Below are 25471 nucleotides of genomic sequence, written 5' to 3'. Positions count from 1 at the left end.
TTTGGTTGGCAAACCCTATTCCAAGATTAAAAACTGGCCGGGGTATGGGCACTGACGATGCGACAGGTCTCCCCCGACGGATTGCTGAAGCTGTGGGGTTCGCCAGTGTCGATCACATAGCTGTCACCCGCCTCCAGCTGATAACTCTCTCCTGCCACGGTCAGGATCACCGACCCCTCCAGCACAGTGCCCACCTCTTCTCCCTGGTGGGTCACCTGACCACCGGTGTCGGTGCCCGGGGGGTAGGTCTCCAGCATAAAGCCGAGCTGGCGGCGGTTGTTGCCGTTGTGCACCAGCTTCATCGAGACCCCCTGACTGCCCAGCTCGATCAACTGATCACCCTTGATCACCACCTGCGGCGGGCGACTCAGCTCCTCTTCGGCAAAAAAGCGTGACAATGGCAAGCCATATACGGTGAGCAGCTTTTGCAGCGAGGCGACCGAGGGGCTCACCTTATCCTGCTCGATCATGCAGATAGCACCGTGGGTCAGGCCGCTCAGCTCGGCCGCCCTCCGCTGGGAGAGCCCCAGTTGATGACGCACCGCCGCCAGCCGCTCCCCCATGCTCGCCTGCCGTGCAGCCCCCTGACCGGAGCGGGTACTGCTGCTCTGGGTTGGCGCCCCGCTCATGGCAGGCCTCCGCCATCGATTCCCTTGTCACGTTGGTACATTGGCCACCTCCCTGTTGCCACTGGTTAAAATAGCGGACCAGCCATGGCATCACTGTTTGCTATCTTACACAGCCTGGCGTTCATTATTTTGCACACCACTTATCGTGCGACACCCTGTTCATCTGGTTAAACTGCGCTACACAGCCCAATTTCTAGCATGCGACACACCAACAATTCAAATATATTTAACACTTGAAAAACATTTGCGCTCAATTTATGGTCTCTCTGTGCTTATTATTTTATACGGCAGCAATACAGGATGAGCCGCATCATCGCCACCTTGCTGCCAGGTTTCATCATCGAGGCTTGCCATGTCCGCTACCAGTTCCAATCAAAGCTTGATCAAATCCCGTGCCTATATAGCTGGTCACTGGTGCGAGGCCGCCAGCGGCCGCACCTTCGAGGTGACCAATCCTGCCAGCGGGGCCGTCATTACCCAGGTGCCCGACATGGATGCCGAGGATACCCGCCGCGCCATCGCGGCCGCCCACGCGGCGCAACCCGCCTGGGCTGCGCTGACCGCCAAGGAGCGCAGCAACAAGCTCTACGCCTGGTTTGCCGCCATCACAGCCCATAGCGACGAGCTGGCGCGCATCATGACCTGCGAGCAGGGCAAGCCGCTGGCGGAAGCCAAGGGCGAGGTGGCCTATGGCGCCAGCTTTATCCAGTGGTTCGCCGAGGAGGGCAAGCGCGCCTACGGCCGCACCATCCCGGGTTTTAGCGGCGATCGCCGGCTGGCCACCATCAAGCAGCCGGTCGGGGTAGTCGCCGCCATCACTCCGTGGAACTTCCCCATTGCCATGATCACCCGCAAGGCGGGCCCTGCGCTGGCAGCGGGTTGCACCATCGTCATCAAACCCGCCGCAGAAACGCCGCTCTGCGCGCTGGCGCTGGCGGTGTTGGCCGAGCAGGCGGGCATCCCCGCCGGTGTCATCAATATCGTCACCAGCCATCAGGCGAGCGCGGTGGGCAACGAGCTGTGCAGTAATCCGGTGGTGCGCAAGCTCTCCTTCACCGGCTCCACCCGCATCGGCAAGCTGCTGATGCGCCAATGCGCCGACACCATGAAAAAGCTGTCGCTGGAGCTGGGCGGTAACGCCCCCTTTATCGTCTTTGACGACGCCGACCTCGACGCCGCCGTGGCCGGGGCACTCGCCTCCAAATACCGCAACGCCGGGCAAACCTGCGTCTGTGCCAACCGCATTCTGGTGCAGGCCAGTGTCTATGACGCCTTCGCCGAGAAGCTGACCGCTGCCGTCAGAGCCTTCAAGGTGGGAGATGGTATGGCGGAGGGCACCCAGATCGGCCCGCTTATCAACCCGGCTGCCGCCAGCAAGGTGGCCGAGTTGGTGCAGCAATCAGTCGCCGCCGGTGCCGAAGTGCTGCTGGGGGGCGAAGCCCACCCCGCCGGCCCCCTCTTCTACCAACCCACCATTTTGGGCAAGGTGGATAAAACCAACCCCATCCTGCAGGAGGAGATCTTCGGCCCGGTCGCCCCGCTGGTGCGCTTCGAGACGGAAGCTGAAGCCATCGCGCTGGCTAACGATACCCCTTATGGGCTCGCCGCCTACTTCTATGGCCGCGATATCGCCCGTGTCTGGCGCGTCGCCGAGCAGCTTGAATACGGCATGGTCGGCATCAACGAGGGGATCATTTCAACTGAGCTGGCTCCCTTCGGCGGCATCAAGGAGTCAGGTCTGGGCCGGGAAGGGGCCGCCGAGGGGCTGGAGGAGTATCTGGAGACCAAATATCTCTGCTTTGGCGCCATTCGCTAGGGCAGTAAAACAGAGACGACAGGCCGCCGATCTGGCCCGATGGGCTGTTCGGCGGTAATGGGCGCCAGATCGCCCACCACATTTTCAGGGAATATCCGGGGCTGCGGCCCCTCAGGGAGGAAAGATGAGTCAGTCAGAATCAAACAAGGCGTGGCAAGCACGCCGTGAAGCGGCCGTGGTCAACGGCGTCGGCACCCTGCTGCCGGTCTTTATCGACCGTGCGCAAAATGCCGAGCTGTGGGATGTGGAGGGCAACCGCTACATCGACTTTGCCTCCGGCATCGCCGTGCTCAACACCGGCCACAACCACCCGAAGGTGGTGGCGGCGGTGCGCGAGCAGCTGGAAAAATTCAGCCACACCTGCTTTCAGGTCACCCCTTACCCGGGCTATATCGAGCTTGCCGAAAAGCTCAACGCCCTGGTGCCCGGCCCGACTCCGAAACGCACCCTGTTTCTCTCCACCGGTGCCGAGGCAGTCGAGAACGCCATCAAGATCGCCCGCGCCCATACCGGTCGCAGCGGCACCATCGCTTTCAAGGGGGGCTTTCACGGCCGCACCATGATGGGGATGGCGCTCACCGGCAAGGTGGTCCCCTACAAGACCGGCTTTGGCCCCTTCCCGGGGGAGGTCTACCACATCCCCTTCCCCGCCGACTATCTGGGGGTAAGTGAAGAGGATGCCCTGCACGCCCTCGATCTCTGCTTCAGCGCCGACATCGAACCCTCCCGCGTTGCCGCCATCATCATCGAGCCGGTACAGGGAGAAGGGGGCTTCTATCCTGCCTCCGCGAGCTTTATGCAAAAGCTGCGCAGCATCTGCGATCAGCACAGCATTCTGCTCATCTGTGACGAGATCCAGAGCGGCTTCTGCCGCACCGGCAAGACCTTCGCCACCGAGTATGCCGGCATCGAGCCGGACATCATGACCCTGGCCAAGAGTCTGGCGGGGGGCTTCCCGCTCTCTGCAGTAGTCGGCAAGGCAGAGATCATGAATGCCGCCAAGCCGGGGGGCCTGGGTGGCACCTATGCCGGTTCCCCCATTGCCTGCGCCGCCGCGCTGGCGGTGTTGCAGGTGATCGAAGAGGAGCAGCTCAACCAGAAGGCCCAGGCGCAAGGTGAGCAGATCAAGGCGGGACTGGAACGCATAGCCGAGCGTTTTGACTGCATAGGTCAAATTCGTGGACCCGGAGCCATGGTGGCCATGGAACTGGTGAAACAACGTGATGCCAGCCGACCCGATCCCGACCTAACCAAACGTCTGGTGACCGAGGCGGGCAAGCGCGGTCTGATCCTGCTCTCATGCGGGGTGCGCGCAAATGTCATCCGTTTTCTCGCCCCCCTGACCGCCCCTGCGGCAGTGATTGACGAAGGGTTGCGACTCCTTGAAAAATCGCTGGAGGCCGTGCTGGACTGACCAGCAGGAAAGCAATCGCTAACCTGTGCAAAAAAATGCAGTTTCGCCCCCCTTTTTTACTTGTCAAGGGGGCCCTGCAAATGCACAATGCGCCGCCACTGCAAGGACCGGTATCACCACATCTCACCGGTCCTTTTTTGTGCAGCGAACAAACCCATAAACGAGGCCGGATAACCCCCGGAAAAGATAGCGAGATTGGCAGCAATCTCCCGACACCACATTCTGTGAGGAACAACATGGGGCATCTCTATGCTTTCCTGCCGGCTCTGACCGGCGCGCGCCACCCCGGCGCCCTTGATTCCCGGGCCTCTCTCCCGGTTTCGTTGATGGAGTGTGCCGCCCTGGCACCGCGTGAGGAACAGGCATGATGAACGCCCAACCGGTTGGTCTGAAAAAGACCCTGAAACTGTGGCAGGTCGTGGTTATGGGACTGGCGTACCTCACTCCCATGGCGGTATTCGATACCTTCGGCATCGTCACCGAAATTACCGAAGGCCATGTGCCGACCGCCTACCTCTTTGCCCTCATCGGCATGTTGTTCACAGCCCTGAGCTACGGCCATCTGGTACGCAAGTTCCCGTCGGCAGGCTCCGCCTATACCTATGCCCAGAAGGTGTTTCACCCCTATGTCGGCTTTATGGTGGGCTGGACCTCCCTGCTCGACTATATGTTCATGCCGATGATCAACATGCTGCTGGCCAAGATCTATCTGCAGGCTCTCTTCCCCGAGGTGGAGCCCTGGACCTATATTTTTGGTCTGGCGGCGGTGATGACCGCCCTTAACCTGCGCGGTATCAAGCTGGTGGCCAACTTCAACAGCCTGATCGTCATCATGCAGTTCAGTATTATCGCCGTCTTCATCGGCCTGATCGCCTGGGGCGTCCACAACGGTGAAGGGTTGGGGACCGTGGCCAGCAGCCGTCCCTTCTTCTCCGAGCAGATCAACATCTCGCCGTTGTTGATGGGTGCCTCCATCCTGTGTCTGTCGTTCCTCGGCTTTGATGCCATCAGCACCCTGTCGGAAGAGACACCGGACGCGGATCGGGTGATCCCCCGCGCCATCGTGCTGACGGCGCTGATCGGCGGTGTGCTGTTTGTCAGCACGTCCTACTTCCTGCAGCTCTACTTCCCGGACATCTCCCGCTTCAAGCAACCGGATGCAGTCCTGCCGGAGATCGCTCTCTATGTCGGTGGCAAACTGTTCCAGGCGGTGGTACTGGTCTGCACTACGGTGGCGGTGCTGGCCTCGGGACTCGCCTCTCACGCCGGGGTGTCGCGCCTGCTTTATGTAATGGGTCGTGATCGCGCTCTGCCGAGTCGCTTCTTCTCCTATGTGCATCCGAAGTGGCAGACCCCGGCATGCAATGTGCTGCTGGTCGGTCTGCTGGCCCTCTCCGCGGTATCGTTCGATCTCGAGATGGCACTGGCACTGATCAACTTTGGCGCCCTGGTGGCCTTCACCTTCGTCAATCTGGCGGTGATTGCCCACTTCTATGTGAAGCTAGGCCGCAACAAGTGTCTCAAGGATCACCTGATGTACCTGCTGCTGCCGCTCTGTGGCGCCGCCTGCATCGGGGTGTTGTGGCTCAATCTGGAACCCGCCTCCTTCGAGCTGGGGCTGATCTGGGCGGCGCTGGGTGCCATCTACCTGTTCCTGCGCCTCACCGTGTTCCGCATCCCGCTACAACCTGCTGACAAGGTGGAGATCGCCCAGTAATCGCGGCTCAACCATACCGCCATACAAAACAAGGAGCCTGCGGGCTCCTTGTTGTTTTTGCGGCGAGCTGGTTGCCAGAAACGCGGTTTCTGCAGGAAGTGTGACTGATTTCAAATAACTACCCAGCCGGACCGCTCGCCGTGCCATGGCCCGAGCCGCGTCGCCTCCTATCATTAGTCACTAATGTGAATGGATATGCAATCACTCTTTTTCCATTTCACCCCCTCCCATCCCCCGCCAGCCGATAAGATCGCTGGACTCGAGCCCGGGGGAACGCCGGCAAATATGATCAGGATCAATGTTGAGGCGCTATGCACCCTGCAGCCCCGATTTGCCGACTTTTCATACGTTACGACAGGGTTCTCTTCCCCCCCGAAAAGGGGGGAGCGGCTCGGGGACGGCTGCCGGGGGCGAGTGACCACTTACCCGCCCCCTGCGTATGCAAAAAAATGCGTTAATCCGCCCTTTTTTGCTTGTCAAGGGGGCTGACCGAATGCACAATACGCCGCCAATAAAGGACCGATGTTCACTGCGACATCGGTTTTTCTATTTTGAAGTGCAGTACAAACCCACCACAAGAGGCCGGAACATTTCCGGAAGTGATATCCGAGATTGCCAAACAATCTCCCGACGTTGAGAGGATAACAATGGGGCGTTTTAATGCTTTCCTGCCGGTACAGCCCGGTATGCGCCTCCCCGGCGCCCTTGATGTACAGGCTTGCGAATCCATCGTATCCCTGCGCTCGTTGCAAGCACGTGCTGCGGCACTGATTGAGGAGAAAGCGTAATGGCATCGCAAAACGCCAAGCTGCTCAAGACCCTTACCCTGACACAAGTGATTGTGATGGGTCTGGCCTATCTGACCCCCATGGCTGTCTTCGACACCTTCGCCATCGTCGGTGACATCACCGATGGCCGGGTCGCCACCGCCTATCTGCTGGCTCTGGGTGGCATCCTGCTCACCGCTTTCAGCTACGGTCATCTGGTACGCAAGTTCCCCTCTGCGGGCTCTGCCTATACCTATGCCCAGAAGGTGTTCAACCCCTACGTCGGTTTCATGGTCGGCTGGTCATCCCTGCTCGACTACATGTTCATGCCGATGATCAACATTCTGCTGGCCAAGATCTACCTGACCGCCATGTTCCCGGGCGTCGAGCCCTGGGTGTTCATCTTCGGTCTGGTGACCGTGATGACCTTCCTGAACCTGCGCGGCATCAATCTGGTGGCCAACTTCAACGGTCTGATCGTGGTGATCCAGCTGGCCATCATCACCCTCTTTATCGGCCTGATGGCATGGGGCATCTACCACGGTGAAGGGGCTGGCACCCTGATGAGCAGCCGTCCGTTCCACTTCGAGTCAGCACAGCTGGTACCGCTCTTTACCGGTGCCACCATCCTCTGCTTCTCGTTCCTGGGCTTTGACGGTCTGAGCTCCCTCTCCGAAGAGACCCCGAACGCCGGCAAGGTGATCCCCAAAGCGATCGTGCTGACAGCCCTTATCGGCGGCATCATCTTCGTGGTGGTCTCCTACTGCCTGCAGCTCTACTTCCCGAGCCTCGCCCGCTTCCAGCATCCGGATGCGGTACTGCCGGAGATCGCCCTCTACGTTGGCGGCACCTTCTTCCAGTCCGTAGTGCTGGTCTGCACCACGGTCGCGGTACTGGCCTCCGGCATGGCGGCTCACGCCGGTGTGTCGCGCATCCTCTACGTGATGGGGCGTGATCGCATGATCCCGGAGCGGGTGTTTGGCTACATCCACCCGAAATACCGCACCCCGGCCATCAACGTGCTGATGGTGGGCGGTCTGGCCCTCTCCGCCGTGTCGTTTGATCTGGATACCGCGCTGGCGCTGGTCAACTTCGGCGCACTGGTGGCGTTCAGCTTCGTCAACCTGTCGGTGATCGGTCAGTTCTGGGTACGCGAGAAGCGCAACAAGACCCTCAAGGATCACGTCATCTACCTGTTGATGCCGCTGCTCGGCGCCGCCACCATCGGTGCGCTGTGGATCAACCTGGAGCAGAGCTCGCTGGAGCTGGGCCTGATCTGGGCGGGCCTCGGCGCAACCTATCTGTTCCTGCGTCTGGCGGTGTTCCGTATCCCGTTCCGTCAGTACGAGGAAGCAGCTGACGCCTGATCCTTTGCGGATAACGGATAGACAGAAGGGGAGCCATGGCTCCCCTTTTTGCTGCCGGTCTGTTGCCGGTCACACGGGCTTGGGCCCGGTCTGCTTACTGCTTATCCAGTACGGCGGTCGCCGCAGCCTTGAGCGGGTCGCGAGCGATGGTCTTGGCATCCTGCTCCGCCTTGTGCAGCTGCTGGTTTGCCTTGTCCATCTTCTGCTGCATACCGTTGCCGCTCTCCTTGAGGTCGGCACGCTTCTCGCCCAGCAGGTCGGTGCGGCCTCTTTGCACCTCAGCTTTCACCTTCTCTTTCTCCTGCTTCACCAGCTTGCTGGTATCACAGTTGCCCTTGACCCCCAGAGTGGCATTCACCGCTTCGTTTTTGAGGGCCTTGTCGAGGTTGCAGTCGGTTTTCAACAGGCTGGCCTGTGCCCCTGCCGAGAGCAGCCCCAGCGACAGAGAGAGGATCCATGCACGCATCATCTTGTTTACTCCTGCTTGCCAATAAAGGGGCGCAGTGTAGCGATCACATTCCGGCTGGCAAGGCGGCAGTGCTTTCGTCCCCCCTTTTGCCACCCCAGAGCCAACCGGCTCGGTCAGCGCCTGTCGCCGCAGTTCGTCGTCATAAAAACATCATCGAAATGTCACGTTGTCATATTTCTGTCATTAACCATTGATTAAATGCGCGGGTCATCAACAACCCAAGACGGAACGACCGTCTCAAGAGGCTTTATGCAACACCATCACTCCTTGTCACAGCCGCCCGCGACCCGCGCCCTGTTCAACTGGATGAGTGTCATCGTACTGGTCTACCTGATCCTGGTTGCCGTGGGCGCCATCTCCCACGGCTTCAAAGATTTCTCCGGCGGCGCCGAGGGCGCAGCCCAGATCTTCGCCTTTGCCAACAACCCCTTTGTCGCCCTGCTGCTGGGTATTCTCGCTACCGCGCTGGTGCAATCCTCCAGCACCGTCACCTCGGTGATCGTCGGTCTGGTGGCTGGCGGCCTGCCCATCAGCATGGCCATCCCCATGGTGATGGGTGCCAACCTCGGCACCACCATCACCAACACCATCGTCTCCATGGGCCATGTGCGGGATCGCGCCGAGTTCCGCCGCGCCTTCGCCGCCGCCACCGTGCATGACTTTTTCAACCTGCTGGCGGTGTTCATCTTCCTGCCGCTGGAGCTGATGTTCGGCCTGCTGCAACACAGCGCCGAGTGGCTGGCCAACCTGCTGGTAGGCTCCGCCAACATGTCGATGAAGGGCATGGATTTCATGAAGCCGCTGACCGCACCGGCCCAGCAGCTGATTGACAGCGCCGTTGCCTTCCTGCCGGGCAAGGGTGCCGCCATCGCGACCATCATCATCGGTATCCTGCTGATCCTCGCCTGCGTCACGTATCTGGGCAAAGTGCTGCAACAGGTACTGGTTGGCCGTGCCAAAGAGGTGCTGCACAAGGCGCTGGGCCGTGGCCCGCTGACCGGCATCACCTCCGGTGCGCTGGTGACCATCATGGTGCAGTCCTCCTCCACCACCACCAGCCTGATGATCCCGCTGGCCGGCGGCGGTGTGTTCAGCACCCGTCAGCTCTACCCCTTCACCCTGGGGGCCAATATCGGGACCACCATCACCGCCCTGCTGGCTGCCACCGCCATCAGTGGAGCCGGTGCCCAGCTGGCCCTGACCATCGCGCTGGTCCACGTGCTGTTCAACCTCTTTGCCGTGGTCATCATCTATGGCAGCCCCTTCCTGCGCGACCTGCCGGTGCGCGCCGCCGAGGGGCTGGCCCGGGTGGGCAGCGAGAACAAGCTGCTGGCTCTGGGTTATGTAACGGGTCTCTTCTTCGCCCTGCCCGCCCTGATGATGGTGGCCGCCAAGTAAGCGCCGCCGCCATGACAAGGGGCGAGTCACCGACTCGCCCCTTTTTGCGTCTGCGTCTCCGAGCTTTGCCTGCCCGCTCACATCCTCCCGCCCTGTGGCTCGCCATCAGGGTCGGTGCGCGATAAGATGGCGCCCTCATTGCACTTTTTACATTTCATGGAACAGGAAAAACCGATGAAATTCATACTGATCGCGCTGCTCATCGCCGGTGTGGCCTACTACTTCTACTCCAGCAGCAACAACAAGAAGCTGGCGGCCGACAACGTGCGGATTGGCGCCGAGTTCCTCGCCAGCAACAAGGAGAAGCCGCTGGTGACCACCACCGCCTCCGGCCTGCAGTACGAAGTGCTGACCCCGGGCACCGGCACCGTTCACCCCACCGCCACCAGCAAGGTGAAGGTGCATTACGAGGGCAAGCTGCTGGACGGTACCGTCTTTGACAGCTCGGTCGCCCGTGGCGAGCCCATCGAGTTTGGCCTCAATCAGGTGATTGCAGGCTGGACCGAAGGGGTGCAGCTGATGGTGGAAGGTGAGAAGACCCGTTTCTACATCCCTGCCAACCTCGCCTACGGCGACCGCGCCGCGGGCAAAATCCCGCCGGGATCCGTCCTGATCTTTGACGTGGAGCTGTTGGGTATCCAGTAACCGCGCAGGATGCTCCAGTGGCAATATCCCACTGAGCGCCCGTACTGATCTTTGATGTGAAGCTGTTGGGTATCCAGTAAGCGCACCATCAGCAACAAGGCCAGCATTATGCTGGCCTTGTTGCTATGGGAACCTCACTCCCCCTTGGCGATCCCTTCCCGGCGCGGATCCGCTGCGCCAAACCAGCCGCCAGCGTTTCGCTCAACCCCCTGCAGGCCGGAAGTTTGTTCATTTAGCACCACCTCATGTCCCCTCGCCTTCAATCCCTCGACCACCGACATGGGGGTGCGTCCCGCTTCCAGCTCGGTGGGGCCGTTGCGGCTGCCAAAGTTGGGCAGGTTGATGGCCTGTTGCAGGTTCAGGCCCCAATCCTGGGTGCCGAGCAGGGTCTTGCCCACGTAGTTGATGATGGCGGAGCCTCCCGGCGAGCCCAGCGTCATGGTCAGCTCGCCGCTTGGCTTGTCAAACACCAGCAGGGGTGACATGGAGGAGCGGGGCCGCTTGCCCGGCTCCACCCGGTTTGCCACCGGCAGATCGGCAGCATCTACCGAGGTGAAGGAGAAATCGGTGAGCTGGTTGTTGAGCAGGTAGCCGTTGACCATCTGACGCGATCCGAAACCATCCTCGATGGAGCTGGTCATGGAGATGGCCATCCCCGCCTTGTCGACGATCGAGACATGGCTGGTAGAGGGGAGTTCCGGAGTCGCATCCTTGCCGCGTGCCAGCGCCAGTGGCGGCGTACCGGGCTTGGCAATCCCCATGGAGTGCTGACCGACAAGCTTGCCGCGCTCGGCCAGATAGCCCTTGTCCAGCAACCCCTTCACCGGCACCCTGACAAAATCGCTGTCGGCGACGTACTGGTTGCGATCGGCGAAGGCCAGACGCGCCGCTTCGCTGTAGAGGTGGATAGCCTCGCTGGAAGCAGCCAGTCCCCCCTCCTTCGTGGTGATCGGCTTGAGGGCCGCCATATCGCGGCTCTCCAGCATGCCGAAGATCTGGCCGAGCGCCAGGGTGCCGGACGAGGGAGTAGGAAAACCGCAGATCTTGCTCTGGCGATAGTCAAAGCAGAGGCCATCCCGCACTTTGGCCTGATAGCTGGCCAGATCGGTGGCCGCCAGTACCCCGGGATTGGTGGGATGTTGGCGTACCTTGGCCACCATGGCATCCGCCAGCGCCCCCCGATAGAAGGCATCCGCCCCCTCTGTGGCCAGAGTGCGCAGCACCCTGGCCAGCGCCGGGTTGGTCAGCCAGGTGCCCGCCGTTTTGGGGCTGCCATCCGCCTGATAGAAGTAGGCTCGCGCCTGCGGATCCCGTGCCAGATAGGGATCCTTGGCCAGCAATGTGGCCAGCCGTGGACTTATCACAAATCCTTGTTCTGCCAGTGTGATGGCGGGCTCGAACAGCGCAGCCCAGGGCAGCTTGCCATAACGCTGATGGGCCAGTGCCAGAGCGCGCAGGGTGCCGGGAACGCCGACCGAGCGACCCCCGACCACCCCGTCATAAAACGCCAGCGGCTTGCCATCTTGCATAAACAGCTGGTCGGTGGCGGCAGCCGGCGCCGTCTCGCGGCCATCCACCGCACTCACCTTGCGGCCATCCCACACCAGCAGCAGCGTCCCGCCACCGATCCCGGAAGATTGCGGCTCTACCAGCGTCAGCACCAGCTGCACCGCAATGGCGGCATCGACGGCACTGCCACCGGCCTTGATGATCTGGTAGCCCGCATCCACCGCCAGCGGGTTGGCGGCCGCCACCATGAAGTCATGGCCCTGCCAGCCCTGTTTGTCGGTCCAGCCACTGGCGGCTTCGGGTGCGATCAGGGTCTGGGCTGGCGGGGTGTAGTGAAAGCCGTTGTCACTGGCACAACCGGCCAGCAGGGCAAGGGCGACAGCCAGCCCCAGAGGTTTGCGCAACATGACACTCTCCTTGTCTGTTTTATGACCATGAAGAGGGACTATGTCACGATTGGCGCTGATAGCTCAAGTTATTGAACCAGATCAATATCTTACTCATCTATCAATAATGGCAATCCGCAATAGATATAAAAAAACCGCCCGAAGGCGGTTTTTACGATGGGATGGCAGAGGCCAAACAGGCGCAAGTCCGGTTAGATGGACTGCTCTTCGCCACCCAGGGCAGCAAACAGCGCCGGGATAAACTGGGACAGCTCGGAGGTCACCAGCGCGAAGTCCGCATCCAGACGGGCGGCCGGATCTTCGCTGGTGACATCGTCGTTCTGCTCGCGCAGCTCTTCGCTGAATTTCAGGCGTTTGATGGAGAGATCATCCCCCAGCACGAAGCTGACGGTCTCGCCCCAGTTGAGGGCCAGCTTGGTCACCAGCTTGTCGTTGGCCAGGTGGTTCTTGATTTCATCCGTCATCAGATCCTGCTGCTTGCAGCGGATGATGCCGCCGTGCTCCATGGCACTGCGCAGCTCGGCTTCGTCTTCCAGAGTGAAGGAGGCTGGCAGATTGCCCTCGTTCAGCCACTCGGTCATGGTGATCTCGGGCGGGTTCTTGAGGGCCACCGGCACCACCGGCAGGGAGCCGATGGATTTGCGCAGCAGCGCCAGCAGATCGTCCGCCTTCTTGGCAGAACCTGCATCCACCACCATCAAATTGTCGGCCGGATTGATCCAGGCGAAGGTCTGGCTGGTACGACTGAAGGCACGGGGCAGCAGGGTGTGGAGGATCTCCTCTTTCAGCGCTTCCTTCTCTTTCTTCTTGAGGGCGCGTCCCTGTTCGAACTCGATCGCTTCTACCTTCTCGGCCAGCATCTCCTTGACCACGGTGCCGGGGAGCATCTTCTCCTCTTTGCGGGCGCAGATGAGGATGTGGCCGGAGGCAGAGTGGGTCAGGGTTGAGCCGAATTTGCCAAGGGGCTTGACCCACCCGAAACGGGAGATGTCCTGACTGCCGCAAGGGGTGAAGGCACAGGCTTCCAGCTGGGTTTCCAGCTGATCCACGGTCAGGTCAAAGGGGCGGGTAAAGCGATAAATCTGCAGGTTTTTAAACCACATGGCGTCCTCGGTCTCTAGATTGTCCGGCGGGCATTGTACTAGAGAGGCGCTTTGTGATCAGCCAATCATTCTCGCTAAATAAAGGGCGATCGACCTCACAGGGTCTCATTTATATCACCTGAACGGCCGTCAAGTTCCCCTAGACTGCGAGTGTACAAGTTGTTACCAAGGATGGATTTATGTTGCGGCCCAGTCGCCCGGAAGATATGGAAGAGATCGTCGAAATCTGGCTGCTGGCCTCCCTGCAGGCCCACGATTTCGTCGATGCCTCCTGCTGGTGGCAGGCCCAGGAGGATCTGCGTACCCGCTATCTCGATCGTGCCGCCATCTGGGTGTTCGAGGAGCGCGGCGATCTGCTCGGCTTTATGGCGCTGGTGGACAACTATCTCGCCGCCCTCTTTGTGCGTCCCGACCGTCAGGGTCGCGGTGTCGGCCACGCCCTGCTGCAGGAGGCCAAGCGTCAGGGGGCGTCGCTCTACGCCCGGGTCTTCGTCGAGAACGATCAGGCGGTACGTTTCTATCGTCGCCACGGTTTCGTCATCAAGGGTGAAGAGTCCGATCCTCTCACCGGTCACCCCCAGTACAAGATGTGCTGCGAACCCGCATGAACTGATGACAGACCGCTGTTTTACTTGAAAAAAGCACGGGGCATCCTCATCTTGTCTCCATCGGGTGCCATAGGCACCGTCCCTGCAACCGGGCTGCTTTCCAATGAAAATCCTCCATACCGCCGACTGGCATCTTGGCCATCAACTCCATGGTCATGACCGCCGTTTTGAACACGATGCCTTCCTCGACTGGCTAAGCGACACCCTGAAGGCGCGCGAGATCGACGCCCTGTTGGTAGCGGGCGATCTGTTTGATACCGCCAATCCCCCCGCCACCGCCTGGCAACAACTCTACCGTTTTCTGGCGCGGCTGCGCGCCGAGATGCCCCACCTCAACATGGTGCTGATCGGCGGCAACCACGACTCTCCCTCCAAGCTCGATGCCCCCCACGAGCTGCTGCGCGCCTTTGATCTGCATCTGGTGGGCAGCATCAGCCGCGACAGTGAGGGCAAGCTCGAGACCGACCGCCTGCTGGTACCGCTGCAAGACCGGGAGGGCAAGATCGCCGCCTGGTGCGCCGCCGTGCCGTTCCTGCGCAGCAGCGATCTGCGGGTAGAGTCGTTGGAAGAAGGACAAGACAGGCTGATCGAAGGGGTTCGACAGGTCTACGCCGAGGTGCTGGCCGAAGGGCGCGCTCGCTGCGGGGAGGCGCTGCCACTGATTGCCATGGGCCACGCCTATCTGGCGGCGGGCCAGCTCTCGGAGCTGTCGGAGCGGCGGGTGCTTGGCGGCAACCAGCACGCCTTGCCTGCCGACCTGTTTGCCGCGGCTGATTACACGGCGCTCGGTCACCTCCATCTGGCCCAGAGCCCGGCCGAGGGGGTGCACTACAGCGGTTCGCCGCTGCCGCTCTCGCTTGCCGAAGCCAACTACAACCATCAGGTGCTGGAAGTGACCTTTGCGGAGGGGAAACTGGCCGGGCTGGAGCGGATCCCGGTGCCCCGCGCGGTGGAGATGATCCGCCTGCCCCAGAGCACCCTCGACGACGCGCTGAACGCCATCGCATCGCTCGAGCTGCCTGATTGTCCACAAGAGGCACAACCCTTCCTCGAAGTGCGGCTGCTGCTGCCCAAGCCCGAGGCCCGCATCCGCGAGCGGATTCTGGCCGCCATTGCAGACAAACCGGTGCGGTTGGCCCGCATCAGCACCCAGTATCAGGGCTCGGGCGAAGGGCTGGCCGATGGTCGCGAGCGGCGCAGGCTCGATGAGCTCTCCCCCACCGAGGTGTTTCGCCTCTGCTATCAGCGCCAGTTTGAAGGGGAGCCCGAGGCTGGGTTGGTCGCCTCGTTTGAAGAGATCCTGGAGCAGGTGAAGGAGTCAAACCAATGAAAATCTTGTCTCTGTCAGGTGAGAATCTGGCCAGCCTGACCGGCCCCTTCACCATCGACTTTACCAGGGGAGCGCTCGGCGCCGCCGGTCTGTTTGCCATCACCGGCAATACCGGCGCGGGCAAGAGCACATTGCTCGACGCCATTTGTCTGGCCCTCTACGACGAAATGCCGCGCTTTATCGCCAATCGCAAGAACGTGGCCGAAGTGGGCCGCATGGATGATGAGGAGAAACTCAAGGCCAACGACGTGCGCGGCATCCTCAGTCGCGGCCACGCCAGCGGCTTTGCCGAGGTGCAGTTTCGTGGCTGCGATGGTCGCATCTGGCTAGCCCGCTGGGCGGTGCGCCGGGCGCGAAACCGCTCGGAGGGGCGCTTTCAGGCGCAGGAGCGCACCCTGACCGATGTGGAGTCAGGGCAGGTTTTCTCCGGCAGCAAGCGGGAGCTGCAGGATCGCATCGACGAGCTGGTGGGTCTCTCCTGGGAGCAGTTCCGCCGCGCGGTGATCCTGCCGCAGGGGGAATTTGCCGCCTTCCTCAAATCGGATGCCAACGAGCGCTCCGCCCTGCTCGAACGGATGACCGGTACCGAACTCTACTCTGCCATCTCCATCCAGACCTATGAACGGGCGCGGGAAGAGCAGCAGAAGCTGGCCACCATCGCCCAGCGCCTCGGCGACGTGGCGCTGATGGATGAAGCGACCCGCGAACAGTGGGTAAGCCAGCAGGTAAGCCTCTCCACCACCCTCAAGCACGAGCAGCAACAGCAGCAGCTGATGCAGGACTTGCGCGACCTCAATAGCCGCATTGCCGCCCAGCTGCAGGGCTGCGCCGAGGGACAGGCGGCGCTCGATGCCGCCCTGCAGGCCCACGGCGCCGCGGCCCCCGAGCGCGAGGAATTCGCTCGTGCCGAACAGGCCCAGGTGGCCCGAGCCGATCACGACGAGCTGGCCCGCCTCACCCTTGAGGTACAGCAGCAGGAGAAGGTGATCGCCGAGCTGGGGCCTGAGCTGGCCAAACTCGAGGAGCAGACCCAGCAGAGCGCGCTGACCGAACAGCAGTTGCTGGCGGAGAAGATCGCCGCCGAGCGGGAATGGGGTGCCCTGCAACCCGAACTCAAGCGGGCGCAGGAGCTCGATACCCGCATCCGGGAAAAAGTGCAGCAGTTGCAGAAGATCCAGCAGGAGGGGGCACAGGAGCGAGAAGTGCAACTCACGCTGGAGCAGGGCTGGCGCGAGCAGAGCCGACAGGTAGAACTGCTCAAGCAGCAGCACCAGCAGTGGGGCCTTTGGCTCGAAGAGCACAAAGAGCTGGCACCGGTGGCCCGCCAGTGGCAGCCCCTGCTCACCGCCATGCAGGATTGGGCCGAGGATGCCGACAAGCTGCAACAGCTGCTCACCCTGCGGGATCACAAGCTGCGCGCCCTGCAGCAGTTGCAGCGCCAGCTGGAGCAAGGCCAGCAGGAGCGAGACTACTGGCAACATGAACAAGCTCGGCTGCAACAGCAACAGAACGAGCTGCAGGAGCAACAGTGGGAGAGCCGCCTCGCCAAGGCGCAGGAGCAGTGGCAGCAGCAAACCGAACAGCTGGGCCAGCTGCGCCAGCTGCTGGAGCTTGCCGATTATGGCCGCAACCACGGCGAACAGCATGGCCGCTTGCAGCAGGAGATTGCCCAGCTGGAGCAGGCGCTGGGCAAGCTCGCCACCCTAAGCGAAGAGCTGGCCCCCGCCCGCGAGCGGCTCGCCCTGCAGCGGGATGAAGCGCGCCATGCGCTGGAGCAGTCCCGCGCCATCGCCAGCTTCGAGCAGTATCGCCATATCCTGAGCGATGGCGAACCTTGCCCGCTGTGCGGTTCTGGGGAGCACCCCTACAGCCAGAGCCAGCCACAGGTGGCCGGCATTCTTGGTCAACTGGCGGAACGGACCCGCAGTCTGGAGCTGGAGTGGGAGCGGCTCAACCATCAATACATTCAGTGCGAGAGCGAGCGTCAGGAGCTGGCCCGCCAGCTGGCGGTGCGTCAGCAACATCTGCCGGAGCTGGAAGCCCGCGCCGAGCAGCTGACCCAGCGCTGGCAACAGCTGGGGGGCGATACCCTGCTTGGCCATCCGCTGCCGCTGCGCCAAAGCCCCATTGAGTGGAACGAGCTGATGAGCACCCTGCTTGGCCGTGGCCAAGCGCTGGAACAGGGGTTGGCCCAAAGCCAGCAGCAGCTGCGTCAGGCCCAGCTTGGCCAACAACAGCTGCAGGGAGTGCGTCAGCAACTTAGCCAGTTGGCTGCCCAGCACCAGCAGTTTGACCAGCAGTGGCAGGAGGCCGATCGCCAGCGCATCGCGCTGGAAGGAGAAGTGAAGGGGATGGGCGAGCAGGAGGCGACCCTGCGCCAGCGCCTCGAACAGGGGGGCAACCGCCTCGATGAGCAGATGGCTGGCCAACCGTGGCGCCAGTGGCTCGGCAGCCAGCAGTGGCACGAGTGGCAGCGAGCCTGCGAAGCCTGGCTGCACGGCCAGAGCGAGTGGGAGCGGCTGGCCAGCGAGATCGCCAGCCTCACCCCGGCACTAAGTGCGCAGGAGGCACGCCTGCAGACCCAGCGCGAGCTACTGCACAAACTCGAGCGGGACTACAAGGAGCATGAGCAGCAGCGGCAGGGGCTGCTCACCAGCCGCGCCGCCTGTCTGAATGGCGAGGAGATCCCGCTGGTCGAGAGCCGCTGGCAACAGCGGCTGCAACAACTCGCCAGCGAACTGGAGATGATGCAAAGCGGCGCCCGCGCTCTGCGGGAGCGGCAAACCGAGATCAAGACCCGCCTCACCCATGTGGAGCAGGAAAAGCAGACCAGCAGCCGCCGCAAGCGGGAGGTGCTGGGGCGCTGGGCCGCCCACGCCAGCACCCTCGGTATTGCCGAGTACGACCTGCGCCGCCTGCTGGCCATCAGCCCCGATGAGCTCAAGGCACGCCGCACAGCCCTGCAAGGGCTGGAAGATGCCCTTGGCGAGGCGCGTACCCGTCTTGCCGAGCGGCAACGGGCGCTGGCGCTGGAGGAGAGCAAACGGGATCGCTATCGGGAGCACCATCCCGAGCTGGCCGCCCTGCCGGATGCAGAGCTGAGCGAGCAGCTGGCGGCGCTCGATACCCGCTGCCGCGCCCTTGAAGAGCAGCTGTTCGAGTGCAAGAGCAAGCTGGCACAGGCCGAAGCCGCCGCTCTCAAGGCGGGCAGCCTGCAACAGGAGCTGGCCGCCCAGCAGGCAGTAGCCGACCACTGGCAGCAGCTGTGCGATCTGATCGGGCAGGCCAACGGCGCCAAGTTCCGCACCTTCGCCCAGAGCCTCACCCTCGAGCGTCTGCTGCTGGAGGCCAACGCCCAGCTCGCCGAGCTCTCGCCCCGCTACCGACTGGAGCGGGTGCCCGGCACCGATCTGGCGCTGCAGGTGGTGGATCTCGATATGGGGGACGAGGTGCGCTCGGTGGACTCTCTCTCCGGCGGCGAGAGTTTTCTGGTGTCGCTGGCGCTGGCGCTGGCCCTCTCCAGCCTCTCGTCACGCCAGACCCAGGTCGAGTCGCTGTTTATTGACGAAGGGTTCGGCACCCTCGATCCGGACAGTCTGGATCTGGCGCTCGCCAGCCTCGACTCCCTGCAGGCCGCCGGTCGCCAGATCGGGGTCATCTCCCACGTCCAGACGCTGGTAGAACGGATTGGCGTGCAGATCAGAGTCGAAGCCCTCGGCGGCGGCGAGAGCCGGGTAGTGGTCCCCTGAGTAGCATCAGCTCAATCACCAGTACCATCGGCTAAATCACTACGCCGAAAATAACAAGACCCCGCCAATTGGCGGGGTCTTGTTGAGAGGCTATCAGCCGAAGCGGTAGGCGCCCATATAGAGGCTGCCGCCATCCCAGCTCTCGTGCAGCCGAGCGGGCGCCACACCATCAGCGGCCCCCAACGCCACAAAGAGTGGGCGCAGATGATCGTCGTGGGGATGGGACTCCACCGCGCCTGGAGCCAGCCGACGATAGTCGAGCAGCGCCAGCCGATCCTCGTCGGCCATCTTCTGCTCCAGCCAGTCGACAAACAGGCTGGCCCACTCCGGCACTGGCGAGCCTTCCGGTGCCAGCGCCCGCAGGTTGTGGGTGATGGCGCCGGAGGCGAGGATGCCAATTCCCTGACTGCGCAGTGCCCCCAACACCTCTCCCAACTGCCACAACTGGGCCGGGGTGAAGCTCGCGGGAATGGAGACCTGCACCAGCGGGATCTCGCTGTTTGGGTCGATCAGGGAGAGCGGCGACCAGACCCCGTGATCCAGCTCGCGCCGCACCGGGGTGGCGGTCAGTCCGGCCAGTGCCAGCTGGTCGCTCACCCCTTGTTGCAGCCACTCGGGGCTGCTGGCAGGCCAGCGCATCCGGTAGAGGGGCTCGGGAAAGCCGTAAAAGTCGTACATCAGCTCCGGTTTGGGCTCGACGTTGATCTGCAGCTCGCGGCTGAACCAGTGGGCGGAGATGACCACCAGCCCCTTGAGCTCACCCAGACGCAGGGTTCGCAGAAAGCGGGTGGCGGGTTGCTCACGCAGCACCAGATCCGGTGCGCCGTGAGAGATAAACCAGACGGGGGCGAGGGACATAAAGCAGACTCCAACAAAGTATCAGGGGGCGATACCGGAGGGGATATCGCTGTTGGAATCGATTATCCCCCTGCCATTAAAGGTGAACAATCCAGCAAGATAGATAAGAACTATCAACCAATGGTTGATAATTTCACGCCTTCACGACCGGTAAGCAGCAATAGATATCAAGGCTGCGGCGCTTCCGGCTGCAGTCGGGCTGCACGAAGCGCCATCCGGGTCGCTGCACTGTGATCCTGCCACTCTCGCCACGCCAATCCCTCGGCGGCCGCCTCCCCTTTCACTGGGAAGGAGAAAATCGCCAGCAGTCGCGCATTATCAGGCCAGTAGCGGGCTGGCAGCATCTGAACCAGCAGCAGGGCGGCGCCCAGCAAGAGCAGCGCCCATCTGGTTTCATGGCTGTTTTTCATCCCGGCCTCCTTCACCCGTGCGCCAATGAACTAACATTTTTGCGCAAGCCGGTGACAAGACGGTGACAGCGGACGGGTGGTCATTTTACAACATCTGAACCTCAACCCGGCCAAACAACCACAGATGGCAACATTTGTATCCCTTCAGCCCGAACCTGTGGCCGTATGCTCTAAAATGTGACTCACAGGAAAACGTTATCCCTGAAAAGAAAACGTTATCTGGTCAAAACGTTGTTTCTGGATCATAAAAAGATTCCAAAAACTGGTGTATATTGCTCGGCGGAAATTCCTTAACCATGAAGATTGACATGAAAAAGACCAAAATTGTCTGCACCATCGGTCCGAAGACCGAATCCAAAGAAATGCTGGCCAAAATGCTGGACGCCGGCATGAACGTCATGCGCCTGAACTTCTCCCACGGTGACTACGCCGAGCACGGCAGCCGCATCAGCAACCTGCGCGCTGTAATGGCCGAGACCGGCAAGCACGCAGCTATCCTGCTGGACACCAAGGGTCCGGAAATCCGTACCATGAAGCTGGAAGGCGGCAACGACGTCGCGCTGGTCGCTGGCCAGACTTTCACCTTCACCACCGACCAGACCGTGGTTGGCAACAAAGACAAAGTGGCCGTGACCTATGCAGGTTTCGCCAACGATCTGCGCGTCGGCAACCGCATCCTGGTTGATGACGGCCTGATCGGTCTGGACGTTATCGAAATCACCGAGCGCGAAGTTATCTGTAAAGTGCTGAACAACGGTGACCTGGGCGAGAACAAAGGCGTTAACCTGCCGGGCGTCTCCATCAAGCTGCCGGCCCTGGCCGAGAAAGACAAGCGCGACCTGATCTTCGGTTGCGAGCAAGGCGTTGATTTCGTTGCTGCTTCTTTCATCCGTAAGAAAGAAGACGTTCTGGAAATCCGTGAGCACCTGAAAGCCCACGGCGGCGAGAACATCCAGATCATCTCCAAGATCGAAAACCAGGAAGGTCTGGACAACTTCGACGAGATCCTGGCTGTTTCCGACGGCATCATGGTTGCTCGTGGCGACATGGGTGTAGAGATCCCGGTTGAAGAGGTTATCTTCGCCCAGAAGATGATCATCGCCAAGTGCAACAAAGCCCGCAAAGTGGTTATCACTGCCACCCAGATGCTGGACTCCATGATCAAGAACCCGCGTCCGACCCGCGCCGAAGCTGGTGACGTGGCCAACGCCATCCTGGACGGTACCGACGCAGTGATGCTGTCCGGTGAATCCGCCAAGGGTAAGTACCCGCTGGAAGCCGTGACCATCATGGCCACCATCTGCGAGCGTACCGATGCCGTGATGCCGTCCAACCTGTCTGCTGCCAACGACAGCAACAAGCTGCGCATCACCGAAGCCGTATGTAAAGGCGCCGTAGAGACCTCCGAGAAGCTGGACGCCCCGCTGATCGTGGTCGCTACCGAAGGCGGCAAGTCTGCCAAGGCCATTCGCAAGTACTTCCCGAAAGCCTGGATCCTGGCTATCACCACCAACAAGAAAACTGCTGCCCAGCTGGTTCTGACCAAGGGTGTGGTTGCTCACGTGGTTGACAGCATCGCCTCTACCGACGATTTCTATCGCATCGGTAAAGAAGCCGCGCTGGAAATCGGCATGGGTCTGAAAGGTGACGTAGTTGTGATGGTCTCCGGTGCTCTGGTACCGAGCGGCACCACCAACACCGCTTCTGTTCACGTTCTTTAATCAGAGCTGAACGAGTTGAAAACGGCGCCTGCGGGCGCCGTTTTTTTTGTCCCTCCCCCCTGCTTACCTGACAAGCCCGGTGTTAGAATCCACGCGAATTTAATCTATGCGGGAAATCTCCCGAATATCGCGTAATAACCCGGAAGTTATATGCCCTCAATACGTTTTAAAAGAGTCTCGGCCACACTGTTGCCGCTGCTCTGTCTCCTCGCCAGCCTCTGCGTCCCGCAAGCCATGGCGCAAGATGTCCCCTCTCGCAACGCAGTTCAGCGAGCGCTGGATGGTCTGGGTAAATCAGAAACCCTGACCGTCAGTCAGCAAGCGGATCAGAAGTTGCTGACCGAAACCCTCGGTCTGCTCGACAGCATCGACAAGGAAGAGGCGAAGGCCAAGACCCAGGCCCAGCGGATCCGCAACCTGCCCACCGAACTCAGAGAGATCAGTGCCAAGCTCGATGCCCTGACCAAGGGCAAGAGTGCCGAGCAGATCAAGAGCGAATACGCCAGCATGAGTCTGGCAGAGCTCGACAGCCGTCAGCCGGAAGTGCTGGCCAACATGCAGGCGGCCCAGGAGGCCCTCGGCGCCATCGGCAGCCAGCTCACCAGCTTGCAGACCCTGCCGGAGCGCGCCCAGGCCAGCATGAGCCGCGCCTACCAGCGCAGTCAGGAGATCCGTACCCGCCTCAACGCCGGTGAAAGCGTCTCCAGCGCCGAGAAGATGAAGCTCGGTGCCGAGCTGGCCCTGCTCGACCTGCAACTGGCCCACCTGCAAAAGGAGCTGGATAACCGTACCAGCATGCAAGATCTGGCGATCAAGCAGCGCGACTACCAGAGTGCCCGTCTCGCCAGCGAAGAGCAGAAACTGCAGCTGTTGCAGGATCAGAGCAGCGCCAAGCGCCTCGGCGACACCGAAAAAACCGCCGAGCAGACCGGTGAACTGGTGGCGACCGAAGACAGCCCGCTGGTGCAAAAAGAGCAGGAGCTCAACCACCAGCTCAGCCAGCAGCTGATCGGTGCCACCACCAGCCTCAACTCGCTGGTCCAGAAAAACCTGCAAGCCAAGAGCTGGCTGGAGCGCGGCATCCAGACCGAGCGCAACCTCAATGAACAGGTGCAGATGCTCAAGGGCAATCTGCTGCTGTCACGCATCCTCTATCAGCTCTACCAGCAGCTGGAAGCGGCGCCCACCATCGCCGTCAAAAACCTGGAAGAGCAGATCGCCGATCTGCATCTGGCCCAGTTTGAACTGAGCCAGCAGCGTGACCAGCTGTTCCAGAAGAACCTCTATCTAGACAATCTGATCGCCGGCAGCAAGGATCCGGTCAGCGAGGAGGACAAGGAGAACCTTGCCAAGCTGCTCGATACCCGCATCAATCTGCTCGATCAGCTCAACCGCCAACTCGACAGCCAGCTTACCAACGCCATCAGCCTGCAGCTGACCCAGCAGCAGCTGGCGCGGGTCTATGCCTCTATCGAATTTACCCTGCAACAACACATCTTCTGGGTAAGCAGCAACAAGCCCATCGACAGCAAGTGGTTTATCAGCTGGCCCGCCCAGGCCTACAAACAGGCCTCCGACTGGGTATTGAAACCGGACTGGAAACGCTGGCGCGAAGAGCTGCTGGGGATCTCCCTGCTTGCCTTCCCGCTGCTGCTGATCGGCGGCCTGCTGGTCTGGAAACGTCCGGCGCTGGTTGAGCGCGAGAAGAAGATCACCAAGGACCTTGGCCGTTTCCGTCAGGACAGCCAGTGGCACACCCCGCGCGCCCTGCTCTATACCGTGCTGCAACGCCTGCCGGGCAGCATGTTCATTCTGGCTGGCGGTCTGCTGCTCACCTACTGCGGTCTGCTCAGTCCCAAGCTGATGTTCCAGATCACCCTGAACCTTGCCCTCGGCTATCTGGTATTCAGCGTCTATCTGGCGGTGATGCGCCCGGGCGGCATCGCCGAAACCCACTTCCGGATCCCGAAAGCGGAGCTGCAGGCCAAGCGCAACAGCATGCGCTACATCTGGTTACCACTGCTGCCGCTCATCATGCTCGCAACCAAGGCGGTGGTTGAACCCTCCACCCTGGGCAACGACGTGATCGGCCAGGCCATGACCCTGACCCTGCTGGGGCTGGCCGCCTATCTGGTGTTCCCCATCTCCCGCGCCCGCATCAAGGGCGAGGCGAGCATGCAGAAGTCGCTGATCGCCATCGCCCTGGCGCTGGCGCCGGTGGCGCTGATCGTGCTGGCTGTGCTCGGTTACTACTACACCGCGCTGAAGCTGACCGGTCGCCTGATCGAATCCTTCTACCTCATCATCATCTGGAGCCTGGTCTACCGCACCGCCCTGCGTGGTCTGGAGCTGGCTGCCCGTCGTCTGGCCTACCGCCGAGCGGTGGCCAAGCGTGAGCACAAATCTTCGGAAGATGCGGAAGGTGGCGAGTCCATCGAAGAGCAGCCCATGGACCTGGAGGATGTCAGCCAGCAATCCCTGCGTCTGACCCGTACCGTGCTGATGCTGATCTTCGGTGTCGCCTTCTACTGGCTCTGGTCCGATCTGGTCGCGGTCTTCTCCTACCTCGACAGCATGGTGCTGTGGCACCGCAGTGAAGGCACCGGCGCCAACGCCGTGCTGTTCCCCATCAGCCTGAGTGACGTGCTGATCGGCTTCCTGCTGCTCGGCGGTGCCTGGTCACTGGCGCGCAACCTGCCGGGCTTGCTGGAGGTGCTGGTGCTCTCCAAGCTCAACCTGGCTCAGGGGACCGCCTACGCCATCACTACCATGCTCAACTACGTGCTGATCGGCTTTGGCTCCCTCACCGCTCTCTCCATGATGGGCGTACAGTGGGACAAGCTGCAGTGGGTAGCGGGTGGTCTGTCAGTCGGTATCGGTTTCGGCATGAAGGAAATTCTTTCCAACTTCGTCTCCGGCATCATCATCCTGTTCGAGCGTCCGGTGCGGATCGGTGACACCGTCACCATCGGCTCCTTCTCCGGTACCGTCTCGCGGATCCGCATTCGCGCCACCACCCTGACCGACTTCGACCGCAAAGAGGTGATCATCCCCAACCAGCAGCTGATGACAGAACGGCTCATCAACTGGTCGCTGAGTGACACCGTCACCCGGGTGATCGTACGGGTGGGCGTGGCGTATGGCTCGGATCTCGAGCTGACCCGCACCCTGCTCAAGCAGGCGGCCGACGAAAACAGCCGCGTGCTGAAAGACCCAGCCCCCATCGTCTACTTCCTCACCTTTGGCGCCAGCACGCTGGATCACGAGCTGCGCTTCTTCGTGAGCGAACTGGGTGATCGCAACCCGGCGGTAGACGAGTTGAACCGCAAGATCGACCAGCTGTTCCGCGAGAACGGCATCGAGATCGCCTTCAACCAGATGGATGTCTACATCAAAAACATGTCTGATGGTTCAGAACAGGCTGTAGAAGTATCAAAACCTGAAAAATCTGACACTTAGAGCCATCTTTAACTAAGCAATACCATCAGATACTAAAAAATGTGTGACCCCAAGTGTGACCCTAATTAGAATGGGGTCACACTTTTTTTTGCTTA

The 25471-nt window shown here is 61.3% G+C and carries 18 protein-coding genes; 12 read left to right on the top strand and 6 right to left on the bottom strand.

Translation table 11 applies throughout. From position 1 onward, the window contains the following. Positions 1 to 26: 26 nt before the first annotated feature. Positions 27 to 563 (bottom strand): HTH-type transcriptional regulator PuuR, encoded by a 537-nt coding sequence (gene puuR / locus G5253_RS07820; RefSeq protein WP_337072501.1) that lies wholly within the window; start codon positions 561 to 563, stop codon positions 27 to 29. Between the two features lie 418 nt (positions 564 to 981). Here puuR and G5253_RS07815 point away from each other — a divergent pair, with 418 nt between their 5' ends. The 5 genes from G5253_RS07815 to G5253_RS07795 all read left to right on the top strand — a co-directional run bounded on the left by G5253_RS07815 (position 982) and on the right by G5253_RS07795 (position 7710). Continuing rightward, a complete protein-coding gene (locus G5253_RS07815; RefSeq protein WP_421203103.1) occupies positions 982 to 2445 on the top strand; it encodes an NAD-dependent succinate-semialdehyde dehydrogenase in 1464 nt (487 codons plus the stop codon). 124 nt (positions 2446 to 2569) lie between these two features. Beyond that, positions 2570 to 3859, top strand: a complete 1290-nt coding sequence (gene gabT, locus G5253_RS07810; protein ID WP_421203101.1) for a 4-aminobutyrate--2-oxoglutarate transaminase — start codon at positions 2570 to 2572, stop codon at positions 3857 to 3859. A 367-nt stretch (positions 3860 to 4226) separates the two neighbouring features. Further along, positions 4227 to 5576 (top strand): APC family permease, encoded by a 1350-nt coding sequence (locus G5253_RS07805; RefSeq protein ID WP_227343014.1) that lies wholly within the window; start codon positions 4227 to 4229, stop codon positions 5574 to 5576. 647 nt (positions 5577 to 6223) lie between these two features. Then, positions 6224 to 6364: a hypothetical protein gene (locus G5253_RS07800; protein WP_005338239.1), complete on the top strand. Its 141-nt coding sequence runs from the start codon at positions 6224 to 6226 to the stop codon at positions 6362 to 6364. Then, entirely contained in the window at positions 6364 to 7710 is a 1347-nt protein-coding gene (locus G5253_RS07795; protein WP_021230506.1) for an APC family permease, read from the top strand. Before G5253_RS07800 ends, G5253_RS07795 begins: the two co-directional genes overlap by 1 nt. A 94-nt stretch (positions 7711 to 7804) precedes the next feature. Here G5253_RS07795 and G5253_RS07790 read toward each other — a convergent pair whose 3' ends face one another. Continuing rightward, a complete protein-coding gene (locus tag G5253_RS07790) occupies positions 7805 to 8179 on the bottom strand; it encodes a hypothetical protein (RefSeq protein ID WP_139436115.1) in 375 nt (124 codons plus the stop codon). Positions 8180 to 8428: 249 nt separating this feature from the next. On the opposite strand from G5253_RS07790, the gene G5253_RS07785 reads away from it, so the two are divergent. Together G5253_RS07785 and G5253_RS07780 are read left to right on the top strand one after the other, a co-directional pair. Beyond that, positions 8429 to 9577 (top strand): Na/Pi cotransporter family protein, encoded by a 1149-nt coding sequence (locus tag G5253_RS07785; protein WP_421203099.1) that lies wholly within the window; start codon positions 8429 to 8431, stop codon positions 9575 to 9577. Positions 9578 to 9751: 174 nt separating this feature from the next. Next, positions 9752 to 10222, top strand: coding sequence for an FKBP-type peptidyl-prolyl cis-trans isomerase (locus tag G5253_RS07780; protein ID WP_005347462.1), 471 nt, complete (start codon positions 9752 to 9754; stop codon positions 10220 to 10222). A 134-nt stretch (positions 10223 to 10356) separates the two neighbouring features. Here G5253_RS07780 and ggt read toward each other — a convergent pair whose 3' ends face one another. Both ggt and rdgC read right to left on the bottom strand, forming a co-directional pair. After that, positions 10357 to 12138 carry a gamma-glutamyltransferase gene (gene ggt, locus G5253_RS07775; RefSeq protein ID WP_421203098.1) on the bottom strand — a complete coding sequence of 594 codons (1782 nt, stop codon included), beginning with the start codon at positions 12136 to 12138 and terminating at the stop codon, positions 10357 to 10359. Positions 12139 to 12329: 191 nt separating this feature from the next. Then, a complete protein-coding gene (gene rdgC, locus G5253_RS07770) occupies positions 12330 to 13241 on the bottom strand; it encodes a recombination-associated protein RdgC (protein WP_005350107.1) in 912 nt (303 codons plus the stop codon). 179 nt (positions 13242 to 13420) lie between these two features. On the opposite strand from rdgC, the gene G5253_RS07765 reads away from it, so the two are divergent. The 3 genes from G5253_RS07765 to G5253_RS07755 all read left to right on the top strand — a co-directional run bounded on the left by G5253_RS07765 (position 13421) and on the right by G5253_RS07755 (position 18928). Next, positions 13421 to 13849 carry a GNAT family N-acetyltransferase gene (locus G5253_RS07765; RefSeq protein ID WP_216978334.1) on the top strand — a complete coding sequence of 143 codons (429 nt, stop codon included), beginning with the start codon at positions 13421 to 13423 and terminating at the stop codon, positions 13847 to 13849. 103 nt (positions 13850 to 13952) lie between these two features. Beyond that, positions 13953 to 15179 (top strand): exonuclease SbcCD subunit D C-terminal domain-containing protein, encoded by a 1227-nt coding sequence (locus G5253_RS07760; protein ID WP_421203096.1) that lies wholly within the window; start codon positions 13953 to 13955, stop codon positions 15177 to 15179. Next, a complete protein-coding gene (locus G5253_RS07755; protein WP_421203095.1) occupies positions 15176 to 18928 on the top strand; it encodes an AAA family ATPase in 3753 nt (1250 codons plus the stop codon). The genes G5253_RS07760 and G5253_RS07755 overlap by 4 nt, the downstream gene beginning before the upstream one ends. 93 nt (positions 18929 to 19021) lie before the next feature. Here G5253_RS07755 and G5253_RS07750 read toward each other — a convergent pair whose 3' ends face one another. Continuing rightward, positions 19022 to 19786, bottom strand: coding sequence for a DODA-type extradiol aromatic ring-opening family dioxygenase (locus G5253_RS07750; protein ID WP_421203093.1), 765 nt, complete (start codon positions 19784 to 19786; stop codon positions 19022 to 19024). A 167-nt stretch (positions 19787 to 19953) separates the two neighbouring features. Continuing rightward, a complete protein-coding gene (locus G5253_RS07745; RefSeq protein ID WP_421203092.1) occupies positions 19954 to 20196 on the bottom strand; it encodes a hypothetical protein in 243 nt (80 codons plus the stop codon). Between the two features lie 308 nt (positions 20197 to 20504). On the opposite strand from G5253_RS07745, the gene pykF reads away from it, so the two are divergent. Together pykF and mscK are read left to right on the top strand one after the other, a co-directional pair. Next, a complete protein-coding gene (pykF, locus tag G5253_RS07740; protein WP_031227651.1) occupies positions 20505 to 21917 on the top strand; it encodes a pyruvate kinase PykF in 1413 nt (470 codons plus the stop codon). A 150-nt stretch (positions 21918 to 22067) separates the two neighbouring features. After that, entirely contained in the window at positions 22068 to 25376 is a 3309-nt protein-coding gene (gene mscK / locus G5253_RS07735) for a mechanosensitive channel MscK (protein WP_213389911.1), read from the top strand. Positions 25377 to 25471 lie beyond the last annotated feature (95 nt).

Origin of the sequence: Aeromonas sp. 602658 (assembly GCF_049173005.1) — a bacterium.
Taxonomy (GTDB): domain Bacteria; phylum Pseudomonadota; class Gammaproteobacteria; order Enterobacterales; family Aeromonadaceae; genus Aeromonas; species Aeromonas veronii_A.
This window is presented reverse-complemented; position numbering and strand designations above follow the sequence as displayed.

Bases quoted from the DNA above. Each gene is read 5' to 3' on its own strand.
- rdgC (WP_005350107.1), bottom strand. From the start codon at position 13,241: ATGTGGTTTAAAAACCTGCAGATTTATCGCTTTACCCGCCCCTTTGAC.
- G5253_RS07745 (WP_421203092.1), bottom strand. From the start codon at position 20,196: ATGAAAAACAGCCATGAAACCAGATGGGCGCTGCTCTTGCTGGGCGCC.
- G5253_RS07790 (WP_139436115.1), bottom strand. From the start codon at position 8,179: ATGATGCGTGCATGGATCCTCTCTCTGTCGCTGGGGCTGCTCTCGGCA.
- G5253_RS07805 (WP_227343014.1), top strand. From the start codon at position 4,227: ATGAACGCCCAACCGGTTGGTCTGAAAAAGACCCTGAAACTGTGGCAG.
- pykF (WP_031227651.1), top strand. From the start codon at position 20,505: ATGAAAAAGACCAAAATTGTCTGCACCATCGGTCCGAAGACCGAATCC.
- G5253_RS07760 (WP_421203096.1), top strand. From the start codon at position 13,953: ATGAAAATCCTCCATACCGCCGACTGGCATCTTGGCCATCAACTCCAT.
- G5253_RS07765 (WP_216978334.1), top strand. From the start codon at position 13,421: ATGTTGCGGCCCAGTCGCCCGGAAGATATGGAAGAGATCGTCGAAATC.
- G5253_RS07755 (WP_421203095.1), top strand. From the start codon at position 15,176: ATGAAAATCTTGTCTCTGTCAGGTGAGAATCTGGCCAGCCTGACCGGC.
- puuR (WP_337072501.1), bottom strand. From the start codon at position 563: ATGGGGGAGCGGCTGGCGGCGGTGCGTCATCAACTGGGGCTCTCCCAG.
- G5253_RS07785 (WP_421203099.1), top strand. From the start codon at position 8,429: ATGCAACACCATCACTCCTTGTCACAGCCGCCCGCGACCCGCGCCCTG.
- mscK (WP_213389911.1), top strand. From the start codon at position 22,068: ATGCCCTCAATACGTTTTAAAAGAGTCTCGGCCACACTGTTGCCGCTG.
- ggt (WP_421203098.1), bottom strand. From the start codon at position 12,138: ATGTTGCGCAAACCTCTGGGGCTGGCTGTCGCCCTTGCCCTGCTGGCC.
- G5253_RS07800 (WP_005338239.1), top strand. From the start codon at position 6,224: ATGGGGCGTTTTAATGCTTTCCTGCCGGTACAGCCCGGTATGCGCCTC.
- G5253_RS07795 (WP_021230506.1), top strand. From the start codon at position 6,364: ATGGCATCGCAAAACGCCAAGCTGCTCAAGACCCTTACCCTGACACAA.
- G5253_RS07815 (WP_421203103.1), top strand. From the start codon at position 982: ATGTCCGCTACCAGTTCCAATCAAAGCTTGATCAAATCCCGTGCCTAT.
- G5253_RS07750 (WP_421203093.1), bottom strand. From the start codon at position 19,786: ATGTCCCTCGCCCCCGTCTGGTTTATCTCTCACGGCGCACCGGATCTG.
- gabT (WP_421203101.1), top strand. From the start codon at position 2,570: ATGAGTCAGTCAGAATCAAACAAGGCGTGGCAAGCACGCCGTGAAGCG.
- G5253_RS07780 (WP_005347462.1), top strand. From the start codon at position 9,752: ATGAAATTCATACTGATCGCGCTGCTCATCGCCGGTGTGGCCTACTAC.